Origin of the sequence: Streptomyces sp. NRRL S-455, from assembly GCF_000717875.1 — a bacterium.
Lineage (GTDB): Bacteria > Actinomycetota > Actinomycetes > Streptomycetales > Streptomycetaceae > Streptomyces.
This window is the reverse complement of the sequence record NZ_JOCT01000052.1, coordinates 1-12,050: the sequence shown is the minus strand read 5'-3', so window position 1 is coordinate 12,050 and position 12,050 is coordinate 1. Positions and strand designations below refer to the sequence as shown.

Here is a 12,050-nt window from a genome sequence, read left to right as displayed (position 1 = left end):
GGGTACCACATCGCTGCGCGATGTGCAAGCGAACACCCGCGCTACGCGCGGGCGTTGCGTTCCCGCTCCGCGGGAACGCTGGCGGGATGCTACGCATCCCGCTCACCACCATTGCTGCGCAATGGTGGTGACGCTCCGTCCGCTGCGCTCCCGGAGCTGCGGTGGACTACGTCCACCGCGCGAGTCTTCCGCTTCGCTTCAGACTCCGGGCGGGTCCGCTGCGCTCCCCCGCCCTGACGGGCTTTCGGCTGCGCCTCCAGGCCGTTCAGGCCCGCTAGCGCGGGCCGGGCTGGCTACAAGGGTGTCTCGGCTGGCCTCCTTGCGCCGTGCAGCCCGGTTGGCAGCTATGAGGCAAATCCACATGAGGATCAGGCCGGCCGCCACCACGATGCGCACCGCACTGTCACCATCGATCACCCTCCACGCCAGCAGGGCGATACTCAGGCACAGCATCGGCCAGTACAATCGCGGCCCCCACCAATTGCCTGGTCTCGTCCATGACGGCGGAACACGGGACTCCGGCCGTTGCTCCATATCGCCTCCCTTCCCCGGTCGCCTTACCGCCAACTGCAATTAGTGAACCTGCTTTTCACCGGCTTCAAGGACCCTGAGGCGTGATGTCACGGGACGCCGAACTCTGCTCGCAAGGGGCGAGCGGCCCGATACGGAGTCGGTCACCTCACTGGGTCCCGCTGGCCGACGATCCGAATGGCGGTGAGTCAGGCGTGCGCGCGTCGCGGTGCAGGCCTCCGTGGTGCGGCGTGGTGCGCAGGGCGGGCCGAGCCTGCGGCCTGGAGACGCTGTAGCCAAAAGGAGGCCGTGACCAGGAGGACAGTGAAAATGGCCAGGAGGAGGGCGGATACCCACATCTGCCGGCTTCCGGGTGACTGCCAGCTTGTCCATGCGGTCGATACCGCCCACAGCAGGACGCCCACCGCGTAGAAGACGCGGACCTGGCGCAGTTGCCGCACGGCCCGCAGGGACTTGACGCGATCAGTTGTGGATGCCATGCGGCCCGTGTACCCCGGTCCACGCTTCTCAGCGGAATAGGTTCGTCTCTGCTGTCTCAGTCGCCTTCACTCTTGCTGCTCGGTGCGTCCTTCGAAGTCCCGTCGGACCGCTGCGCCTTGGTCTTCGATCAGCCCTGCGTCGTCAGGCAGATCCAGGACGGCGCCGCAGTGGTTGCACAGTTTCCCGTCTTCGGCCGGCGTGCCACACGCCTTGCAGAACCGGTTTCCCTTGTCGTTTTCAGTCTGATGTGTCATAGCTCTCCGGGACATGGTGGACAGTGATGGTGGAGTACCCATGACATCGGTGTTGACTCTCTATGGTGTGTGCTTCATTTTTGGATCGCGATAGACTCTGGATTTGGACGTCTCCTGGGTCGTGGGATCTGTGTGTCGCTGCAGAGGGATCTCCTGTGTGCCGGAGCAGCGGTACGAGCGTGGTGTCTTGGTGGGCGTCGTGGTCCATCGCCGGGTGGTTTCATGCTGGTTGCTTGCCTTTGGACTGTGGCATCTTGCGTCCAGCCTGGAGAAGAGAGTAGATCGGAATGGCTGCGAAGGAACTCCGCCCTCACCAGCGAGAAGCCGTGGACGCGGTACTCCGCGCGCTCGAATCGCCTGCAAGATCTACTGTGCCGGAGCGGGGGCTGCGGACTCAGGTCATCATGGCCACCGGAACCGGGAAGACCCTCGTCGCTACCCGGAGTGCGGAGGAGCTCCGTGCTGGCCGAGTGCTGGTCCTCGTTCCTTCGCTGGACCTGCTCGCCCAGACCGAGGCCGCCTGGCGCGAGGGAGGCCGCACAGGCCCCATGATCGGGGTCTCGTCCCTGCGCGGTGACCAGGTGACCTTCCCCAACACCACGAACGTGGACGAGCTCGTGGCGTGGGTCCGCCCGTTCGACAAGGTGACCGTGTTCGCCACGTACGCCAGCCTGGGGCTGGGCACGCTGGAGCGCGCACACGCCGCCGGCCTTCCGGGGTGGTCGCTGATCGTCGTGGACGAGGCGCACAGGGTTTCGGGCAGGATCGGCAGGCCGTGGGCGGTCGTCCACGACAACACCCGCATCCCCGCCCTGCGCCGCCTCTACATGACCGCCACACCCCGGCTGTGGCAGCTCGACGAGGACGCCGAGCAGGGCGCGCCGGGCGAGCTGGTGGCCTCGATGGAGGACGATCCCAGCGGGCCGTTCGGTGCCCGCTGCTACACGCTGACGCTCTCGGAAGCGATTGACCGGGGGATCTGCGCGCCGTACCAGGTGGTGTGCCTGGACATCACCGACACCCAGCTCCAGGCCGCCCAGCTCCTGGGCGAGGACGCACGCTCCGAGCACGTACGCGGGGCCCGGCTCGCCGCCCTGCAGACCGCCCTGGTGAAGGCATCGGCCGAGGAGGGCTTCCGGCGCACGCTCGTCTTCCACCACATGGTCAAGGAAGCCGAAGCGTTCGCGGCCGGCCTCCCGGACGTCGCAGCACAGCTGCGCGACGCGGACCCGGAGCTGTACCCGAAGGCGATCTGGGCCAACTGGCTGTGTGGCGAGCACAAACCCCTCCACCGGCGCCGTGTCCTGGACGAGTTCTCCAGGGGCATCACCGCTGACGGCACCGTGGTGGAGAAGACGTTCCTCGGGTCCGTTCGTGTGCTCGGCGAAGGCGTCGATACATCTCACTGTGACTCCGTGTACTTCGCCGACGTACGCGGCTCCATGCCAGATCTCGTCCAGGCCGTCGGCCGCGCGCTGCGCATGCACCCCGGCGAGGGCAAGGTCGCCTCCCTCGTGGTGCCGGTCCTGCTCGGGCCCGGAGAGACGGCCGACAACATGCTCACCAGCCGGGCGTACGGCGGCCTGGCCAGGCTTTTGGAAGCGCTCAGGGCACACGACACCCGCATCGTGGAGCAGCTTGCCGAGCAGCAGGCGCAAAGCCGTGTCATGGGGGTTCAGAGCCTCAGCGGGGTGGAAGGTGAGGAAGCCGAGAGCGACCGAACCGACCGACTGTCAGTACCGGCCCGGGAACTGCTGAAGTTCTCCACGCCGCGTGACCCTACGCAGCTGGCGGCGTTCATCAACCTGCGGGTCCTCAACCCCGAACACCAGCACTGGCGACGCGGCATCGAAGCCGCCACCATCTACCACCGCCTCCACAGCGACCTGAAAGTGCCCTTCACCTATCGGGTGCCTGGCGGGAAGGACCAGGCGGTGGAGGCCGAGGGGTGGCCGGCCTCGCTCGCCGGGTTCCCGCTCGGGCAGTGGATCGCCGACAACCGGCGCTTCTACGCCCGCGGCGACATGGACACCGACCGCATCGCACAGCTCGAGAAGCTAGGCATGATCTGGTCCCACCACGACGTCGCCTGGGAAGAAGCGCTCGCCGCGGCCCGTGGGTGGGCGGCCGAACACGGCCACCTCCTGGCCCCCCTCGATGCCACGCACCAGGGTTTCAAGATCGGCACATTTCTGAAGAACGCCAGGGCCGCCGCCCGCCGGGGCATGGAGGCCGAGCAACGGCAGGCGGAGGGCCTGCCCGCGAAGACCACGTCCGCCTGGGTGCTCTCGGCCGAGAGGCGCGAACAGCTGGACGAGATCGACCCGTCCTGGTGCCCCACCTGGCCAGTGGAATGGCAACGCTGCTTCCACCACACCCGCCAGCACCTGGAAGCCGGCGGCGCACTGCCCACGTCACCGGGTGACGTCGTACGCCAGGGCGAAGACCTTGGCCGGTGGGTGCGGTCAGTGCGGCTCGGCTGGGACAAGCTCACCACCGTCCAGCAGTGGATGTGCGAACACATCCTCGGCATCCAACCCGCCACCGAAGACGAAAAACCCAAACCCCGGACCAGCCAAGCCGACAAATGGGCCCTCAACCTCGCAGCCGCCAAGCAGTACTACGAACGCGAAAGACACCTGCGCGTACCCCGCAAACACATCGAACGGATCGCCGTCGTCAGCGGTGAGGACAGGGCCGCGAGCGGCCGTGAGGACGGCGAGGGCCCGGAAGTCCAGGAGCTCAAGCTGGGGGCATGGATCAGCAACCAACGCAGCAGAGCCGCGACGCTGTCACCGGAACGCATCGAGCAGCTGTCCGCCATCGGCATGCGCTGGGCCTGACCGTGAGCAGGACCGGCCGCCCCCCGTCGCGTGTGCCGACCGTATCGTGGAGCGCTCATTTTGCGTACCAAGTGTGTACGGATGGCATTGGGGCGCAGTGGGCGCCTATTTTCCCCTCCCGCCCGCCTACTGGCTCATGGCTCCCGGGGTTACCGCAGCCGGGCGGGGAACCCGCCCTGCCCGGCTACCAGGGCCCTCCGTGCAGGTGGCCTACAGGGCTGGCGGATGCGGGGCAGTGAGATACGGGGCGAGTTGGGCTTCAAGGTCTGCGGTGCGTCTGTCGAGGAAGCGGTTGTTCTGGCGGGCACTGGCCAGCCTCTCTAGCACGTGCTGCTTGTCCTGGGTGAGCTGCCGTACTTGCTGCTTCAGGGTGGTGTTCTCGGTGACGATCCGCTGAAGTGACCCTTCAGGGAGATCGTGCTCGAGGTCTCGGATCTTGCCAAGGAGTTCTGCGATACGGGTGCGCTGGGTGCGGATCTCGCGCTGGGCCTGGGCGAGTGCCTCTTCGGCGTTAAGGGCTCGTTCTCTCCAGGCTGGCTGTGTACGACTGCGGCCGTTGGCGGACGCGCCGGGATGGGATGTGCTTGGGCGGGTGGCCTGTTCGATAAGGGCTCTGGCCTGCTCGTTTTGATAGAGGAAGGTGCGTGAGACGCGGGCGGTACGGGCGAGGGCTGCGACGGTGACAGGCGTATGGTCACGTGCCGTGGCAGCCAGGGCGGTCTGGAGGCGTTCGAGCATGTCTTGAGTGGCTTGGCGGCGGGCTCGGACGGCCGCGTCGGTGCGGGAAGTGCTCATGGCTGCCCTGTGGTTTCGTCGGGGGCCTGCAGTGCTGCGAGGTCTCGGGCGCGAAAGGCGGTGCTCCAGGTGCGGTGGAAGTAGTCCTGGGGGCGCCGCAGGTCGAGGGTGAGGGCTTCGTCGAGGATGCCGAGGGCGGCCAGTGCCTGCTCGAGTCCTTTGATGGCCTTGGCGGTGGGTTCGAAGACGGTGTGGAGGTAGTCGGCGGTGGCGTCGTCGGGGGCGTTCTCGGCGATGGAGCGCCATTGTTCGGCTTTGCGTCGCCAGTAGAGGAGGTCTGCGCCGGAGAGGACGAAGTTGTCGCAGTTCTCGCAGTCGAGTTTCCAGGGGCAGGCTCCGCCGTCGACGACGGGTTGGTAGGTGCAGAATCCCCCGTCGGCGGGGGTGCTGCAGCGGGAGAGGTCCAGGGCCAGGGCGAGGGCTGTCTCGCGGTCTATAGGGGTGGTGTCGCCGGAGAGGAGTTCGCCTGGGTTGGGTGCGCCGGGCCCGGCCACCCAGACGGTGTTCAGGACGTCTTCGAGGTCGCTGTTGGTGATCTTCACGTAGTGCTCGGCCATGCGTTCGGAGAGCTGGCCGAGGTAGCGGCGGATGTGGGTGAGCGTGGCGCCGGCGCGCAGCAGGTTGGTGGCCAGGGTGTGGCGGGCCTGGTGGGCGACGTACGCGCCGCCGAGGTCGAGGCCGGCGATCCAGGTCCTGAAACGCTGGTTGAAGTGGCCGTAGGAGATCGGCTGCCGGCCGTTGGGGTTGCGGATGCGGGAGGGGAACAAGGCCAGGCCGGGGCGTTCGGCAGCCGCTGGAATGCGGCCGTAGCGCTTTTCGAAGAGCTGGAGTGTCTTGGTGCGGCGGGCATCGAGGCGGTGGTAGACGGGCTCGGGGATGCGGATGCCCTCGTTGTAGTTGCCGACCTTGGTCTGGTCGTGCCACAGCATGGCCAGACCGCGATAGCGGCCGATGCAGTCCAACCGCAGTCCGACGACCTCGCTGCAGCGGCGCCCGGTGGCGACGATGGTCTCCCAGATGTCCCGCAGGCCCCGGTCGTTGAGGTCGAGTTCCTCCAGGCCGCGCAGGTTGGTCTCGTCCATCAGCGCGCGGGCGACGTCGTCGCTGAAGGGGTTGCGGGAGCGCTGCTTGAGGCCGGTGCCACCGAAGGGGATGGCGGTCAGGAAGCCGGTGTCGATGCCGAGGCGCTCAGCATGACCGGCGGTGATGGCGCTGTAGAGCAGTTTGCGGGCTTGATTGAAGACGAATTGACAGCTCAGGTCGGTGACGGTGGGGGATCGTCCGTCGACCAGGACCATGCCCAGGGACGGCAGGCCATGGCGGGCGCGGTGGCGCTGGTCGGCGGCGAACCGCTCGGTGTGCTCACGGCGCAGCACGGTGGGGTCGTGGCCGGCCTCGGGGGCGTCGGCTTGGAGGAAGACGCCCAGTTCGACGGCGGCGCGGCGCATCTGGTCGAAGGGGCCTCGGGTGCGGGGGCACTGCGGGGATCGGAGCCACTCGGTGAGATGGTCCCAGAGCAGATCGCGCAGCCACCGCTGGGGGACATTGGTGATGTCGAAGTGGCTCTGGGCGTTCTTGAAGCGTCGCCCGAAGTGATCGGTCTCCAGGAAGCCGGCGTCCTTGGTGTCCGAGGGGCTGTAGTAGACGCAGCGCAGACCGTTGACGACCTCCCAGATGATCTTGCGGACTTCGGAGTCCATCTGTTTGCGGGTCAGGTCTTTGTAGCCCTCGTCGTGCAGGTCCATCAGGGACGTGATGTCGCCTCGCTGGCAATGTCTGACGAGATTCCTGATGCCGTTGGTGGTCCACTCGGAGTGCTGTGCGGCCTGGGCATGGGTGTGCAGGCCCCACTGGATCTCGGCCCGCAGCAATGGAGGCAACGCGTAGAGGTTGACCAGTCCCGGCTGTGACACGGGTTCCGTGGTGGCACACCATGCGTGGAAGGCGGACTCGTCGTCGTAGGTCACAGGGAGCGGGCGTCCGTCTTTGATGCGGCCATGGATGCGTTCCGACCGGGCTCCTCCCGGACGCTGCTCGGTTTGGTAGCGGGCCTGGTGCTGGATACACAATCCCACCGAGCCGCAGGCCAAGAACGGGCAGCGGGCCTTGCAGAGGCCGAAGCCGGGTAACGCGTGCTGGGCCAGAGCCCATCGTCCGAGGTGCTTCCGGTCGATGTGTACCGCCGAGCCATACTGCCAGCGGTTCTGGTGTTGATGGCACAACTGGGTCGTGGGGCTCACGGCCGGGCGGTCCGGGCAGATCCGGCAGCGCCCGTAGTCCACTCCCCGCGCAGCCGGAAGAGGCGTTGCGGTGTGCATGAAGGCGCGCTTGGTTTGGCTGGCCCGCTCTGCCTGCTCCCACTCCAGACAGTGAGAACCGCACAGGTTGTGGCTGACGCGGCGGATGCGCTCACAGCCGTCGACGCCGCACTGCCAGGCGAACACCGGGTGCTGAGGCGGGATGAAGATCAGCGCGTCGCGGAAGAGCGAGTCGAATCAAGGGGCCTCTATGAGGGCCGTGAGCAGTTCGAGACGGTCACGGTCGATGCGGGTGGTGTCGCTGCGGCCGGGCAGCAGTGTCAGCGGGATCACGGCTGCGTCCCCCACACCTGCTCCAGCGCCGCGGTTAAGACCGGGTCGTGGACGTCCACGTGGCCGTAGACCTGTTCGACGGTCGCAGCTGAGGCCCAGCCGCCGGCATCGCGCGCGATCACAGCGTTGCCCCGTGCGGCGTCCAGTACCGCGGTGGCGAAGCTGTGCCGGAAAGCGTGCGGGACCACCCGGCCGATCTCTCTACGGGCTGCGGCCCGGCGCAGCATGCCGCGGGCCGCGGCGGTGGTCCACGGCCGGCCACGGGAAGAGCCATGCAGGCTGACCAGGAGCATGCCGTGAGCGGTCCGGGCGGGGTACTGGGTGGTGATGTACTCGAAGTAGGTGTGAATCATCGCCGGACTCACCCTGCGCACCGTCCCGCCGCACACAGTTCCGTCCTGCGACGTCCAGGGTGTCTTGGTCTTGACCCGGGCCCGGTTGGCGTTGTCCTCGCGATGGCAGATGTGCACATGCGGCCCCCGGCACTGACCGCACGCAGCTTGCTCCCGCAGGTGCAGGTCGACCAGACGCAGCCCGCACAGCTCACCGATCCGGAACCCGCCGTCGGCCAGCCACGTGACCACCATCCGGTCCCGCGCACACGACACCGCCCCCAGCAGCAGATCCCGAGCGCCCTCGGGCAGCATCTTCGGATGCCGACGCACCCGCTCCCCCGGAGCCAGAGGATTCGCGGGCATGCTGTGCAGGACGTGCCCGAGCATCGCCCGCCGCCGATCCGCCCGCGTCGGCAAACGGGTCACGCGCAGCGCCTCCGCCAGCGCGGGGTTCACGCCGAGGGTGCCCAGGCGGAGGTAGAAGCCCTTCAGACAGGCCGCCGCGGTCTTCAACGCACTGTGCCCGTACGGACGTTTCCCCTCCCGCCACGGCAACCCGAACGGCTCTGGATAATCCGCCCCCAAAGCCGCCATGTAGTGCCGCAGATCCTCAAGCGACACCGCTCCCACGTCCAGGCCCGCGAACCGCAACCACCGCAGATGATCCACCAGCACATACGCGTACGTACGATCCGTACCCGCCCGGCAGGAACGCAGGAACCCGTCCGCCTCCCCCACCACCGAGCAGTCCGTGTCCACGACCGTGTAACAGACCCGCCCATCACCACGGACGATCTCCTGCACACGTAAATCCCCCACCACCAACCGGCCACCCACCATGCGCCGCCCCCTCCAGACCCAGGCCCGCCCCGGTGACGGCACTCCGGGCCCCGAGTCCACACCCCTCCCCCGGCCCCGCAGACCACTCCACGCGAACGTCCCACACACCCAGGCCACGGTTGGTAAAGTCCGTCACCCTCACACGCCAGAACGAACCCTCGGGTCACGTTGGCGGCAGACATCCTCAGGGGCAGGTATGGCCGACGGCCCGGTGGTTCATCCATACCGCCACATCGCACACCCGCAGCGCACTCACCGTCTCGGGTAGCCCCGCGGCCTGCCTCAGTTCCAGCAGTTGGTGGTGCAACGCGGCGTCGTCCTCGCGCAGCGCGGCATGGAGAGCGAGCCAGAAGGACGGCGGCCGGCCGACAGCACAGCGGACGATTCGGTCGTAGACCGGGAGCAACCGCGGACGCTTACGCGCCAGAATCTTCCCCGCGATCACCCATCCGACATCGGGTTGGTCACGAAGAAGGTGCCAGGCCTGATCCGCCGGCGAACCGTCGGCCACGACGACCGCGTCGGCGTCAACCATGTCGACGTCCCTGGGAATGGCGTGCAACAGACCGGACAGCCGCGCGCCGAGGGGGCCCTCCAGAATGTCCAGCACGACGGACGCCGGAACAGTCACCGACAAAGTCTGCACCGCGACCAGGTCCTCAGCCGTGATCCGGTCAGCGACCTCCGGCCGGTCTCCCCCACCCGCCAGATGCTCGAACCGGCTCCCGGTGAACGGCATCCCGCCGGGCGGCAGACCGATCCCGAAGTAACGTCGCAGATCACCCATAACACGCTCTGCACTCAGCAGTACGCGCAACCGCTGCCCCAACGGCGACAACGACGTTCCAGTGGACGAGATCACACGAACCCATCCTTCATAAGGCGAGCAGTGGCCTGAATCCCCCACCGCCCATCTCGGGCCGGAGGAGCGTGGAAGCTCCACACCTGGTGCGGGGTGTGGAGCCCTGCTCACTCAGCGGAAGGGACCGGCGGTCGCGAAGGCGTGGGCTGCAAAGCGCTTGCCCATTCGACGGTATGCGGCGGCGGTGGGGTGAAGGCCGTCGGCCAGATCATCTGCCTCGTCCGGGCCGAGCAGCTCGCGTCCGTCGAGATAGTGGAGGTGGGGATCGGACGCCTGTCGTGCCGCAGCGATCCGGGCCAGCTCGGCACGGACCACCGCCAGCGACAATGCCCCGCCGGCCACATCGGCCGGGTCGCCCAGGGCAGCGAGCCTCCCGTCCGGGCCGGTCGTGGTCGGGCCGGGGGCCTCCTCCAGGGCCGGACAGCTCACCGGAGAGATCAACAGCAGCGGGGTGTCCGGATGTCCATCCCGGATCGTGTCCAGGAATCCGTGTACCGCCGGGCCGAACGTCCGCAGCCGGAAGGCGGACAGGCTCACGATGTTGATGCCCACCTTGAGGCTGATCAGGTCGGCGGGCGTATCGCGGATCGTCCGGGCGACATAGGGATCCAGCAGCGCGTTGCCCGCCTGGCTGAGGTTGATCACCTCCACCCCTCCGAGCGCAGCTGCCACCACCGGCCAGGTCCCGGTCGGGCCGTCAGCCTCGATGCAGTGGCTGATGGAACTGCCGTGGTGCACCCAGCGGCGCCGCCCGTCCGGCAGCGGTGCCAGCACCTCGCCGTCGGCGCGCAGTGCCACCAGTTCCGTTGGGGTCTGCTGTGGCAGCCACAACTCGACGCCCTTCATGCCGGCCGGCAGCCCGGCGAACCGTACGGTCCCTGGCTCGCCCGGGATGAGTCGCTGTACGGCCCCGGGGCCCGCCATCCGCAGCACGTTGCCCACCGGCGCCTGCTGACGCCCGGCCAAGGCGCCGTCCACCAGCAACTCCAGCATCCCGGTCGGGCGAGGGTGGGGGTCGGAGTCGAGCTGGCCGGTGGAAGTGAGTACCTCGAACTCCAATGCGCGCGCATCGGTGCGGAACACCAGCCGCACCCCCGAAGGCATCACGGTCACCCCGTAGACCGACGGGTCCTGGTACTGCTCCTTGGTCCACGCGGGCAACCGGCGCGGCATCACCCCTGCCTGTGTGGTCTCCAGGTCCAACGCACCCCGTAACTCCACCGGCCCGCCCACCAGCGGAACCGCTTGCAGCGCCACCGTCACCGCTGCTGTCCCAGGTCAATGTGGACCGGAGATGACATCAACCCGGCGCCTTCGTGGCTCATCGACGCCCGCCGAACTCCCAGTCGTGGACCTCGATGTCCGCGTACCGGTCCGCAGTCAGGACGGCTCGTGCCGTGTCCGGGTCCGGGGCCCTGAGCAGCACCGCCGTACCCAGCCAGGTGTCGCCGTCGTCGGACAGCAGCGGCCCGTACGCGACCAGCTCGTCCCGGTCGAGCGGCAGGGCAAGGTCGGCGGCCGGGCCCTCGCCGAGGCCGAGCACCAAGTACCGGTTGCCATCGGTCCGGCCACCGGGGAAATCCCACATGGTGCGCCCCAGCACGTTGCGCCACCGGCGCAGCAGCACATCCCGGTACGCGCCGGCCTGGTAGTTGGGCTCGTCGAAGGCGAACGCGCGGGCGGCGGCGGGATCGGGCAGATCGACGATGTGCACGCTGCCGGTGGGTGTTTCACCATCATCGGCGAAGGTCGGGCCGCGAGCGATCAGCTCCTTCGCGTACCGGTCCATGTAGGACCAGTGCTCCTCCACCAACTCCTCGCGTAACGCAAGGGAGCCGGGCCGGTCACGGTGGTAGCAGAAGAACTCCATGACCACAGACCCTTCCCCATCACAGGCACCATCTCAACTGGCTTTCGGCAACGATGCCCCCGCGCTCCAAACGAGGCAGCATCCCGTCAAACGGCGCAGCCATCACGGCCGCGCGCTCACAACCAAGTGGCATGCAAACACGGCTGCTCTGCAGCCAAGTGACAGAAAACAGCGTCCGGCGCCGACATCCCCAGCTCACGACGACCCACAGCCCACGGGCGAGGCATGTAGCCCTCCTGGCGCGGTATGCGGGCAAGGCTGTTCCCCCGGCAATGGCGGCGGCCGTCAGCGCCGTGCTGCGCCAATGGAGCCGGAGGCTGGCCGCGTACTGGTCGTCCTCCTGAACAAGCGGGCACCACAGGATCTGCAACAGGTCGGCGCCAGCTGGGAAGACAAGGCCGGGCACATCCCTGCATACAGCTGGACTACCGGGATCATCGCGACCGGCTCCGGCCCTACGGGCGCGTCGAGCGGCTTGTAGTGGTCCAGATCGGCGCACATCGGCCAAGGCTCGTCGGCCGGCCCACAGCAACGCCCCCTGACAGAACTGTCCGGCTGCCCGGCCCGAGGGTAGAGCTGGGTGACCTCGCGCGCCATACCGATCAGGCCCCGGAAAGACTGCCTCGACATCGACGGGAAGGGGAGCCAG

At 68.0% G+C, this 12,050-nt stretch carries 8 protein-coding genes; 1 reads left to right on the top strand and 7 read right to left on the bottom strand.

Going from position 1 to position 12,050, the window contains the following annotated elements; genetic code table 11:
• Window positions 1-1,076: 1,076 nt before the first annotated feature.
• Window positions 1,077-1,265, bottom strand: coding sequence for a double zinc ribbon domain-containing protein (locus IE97_RS43670; RefSeq protein ID WP_078603541.1), 189 nt, complete (start codon window positions 1,263-1,265; stop codon window positions 1,077-1,079).
• A gap of 287 nt (window positions 1,266-1,552) precedes the next feature.
• Here IE97_RS43670 and IE97_RS0137595 point away from each other — a divergent pair, with 287 nt between their 5' ends.
• The gene (locus IE97_RS0137595; RefSeq protein ID WP_030251999.1) at window positions 1,553-4,108 is read left to right on the top strand and encodes a DEAD/DEAH box helicase; all 2,556 of its coding nucleotides are present in this window, start codon (window positions 1,553-1,555) and stop codon (window positions 4,106-4,108) included.
• A gap of 210 nt (window positions 4,109-4,318) precedes the next feature.
• Here IE97_RS0137595 and IE97_RS0137590 read toward each other — a convergent pair whose 3' ends face one another.
• From IE97_RS0137590 to IE97_RS0137560, 6 genes are all read right to left on the bottom strand, one after another.
• Window positions 4,319-4,903 (bottom strand): DUF6262 family protein, encoded by a 585-nt coding sequence (locus tag IE97_RS0137590; protein ID WP_037845406.1) that lies wholly within the window; start codon window positions 4,901-4,903, stop codon window positions 4,319-4,321.
• Window positions 4,900-6,816 carry a tyrosine-type recombinase/integrase gene (locus IE97_RS43360; protein WP_234331900.1) on the bottom strand — a complete coding sequence of 639 codons (1,917 nt, stop codon included), beginning with the start codon at window positions 6,814-6,816 and terminating at the stop codon, window positions 4,900-4,902. Before IE97_RS43360 ends, IE97_RS0137590 begins: the two co-directional genes overlap by 4 nt.
• A gap of 674 nt (window positions 6,817-7,490) precedes the next feature.
• Entirely contained in the window at window positions 7,491-8,633 is a 1,143-nt protein-coding gene (locus tag IE97_RS0137575) for a tyrosine-type recombinase/integrase (protein WP_234310521.1), read from the bottom strand.
• 220 nt (window positions 8,634-8,853) lie between these two features.
• A complete protein-coding gene (locus IE97_RS0137570) occupies window positions 8,854-9,531 on the bottom strand; it encodes a DUF6308 family protein (RefSeq protein ID WP_030251986.1) in 678 nt (225 codons plus the stop codon).
• A gap of 111 nt (window positions 9,532-9,642) precedes the next feature.
• A complete protein-coding gene (locus IE97_RS0137565) occupies window positions 9,643-10,794 on the bottom strand; it encodes a GDSL-type esterase/lipase family protein (RefSeq protein ID WP_037845404.1) in 1,152 nt (383 codons plus the stop codon).
• 58 nt (window positions 10,795-10,852) lie between these two features.
• Window positions 10,853-11,401, bottom strand: coding sequence for a YciI family protein (locus IE97_RS0137560; protein ID WP_030251978.1), 549 nt, complete (start codon window positions 11,399-11,401; stop codon window positions 10,853-10,855).
• Window positions 11,402-12,050 lie beyond the last annotated feature (649 nt).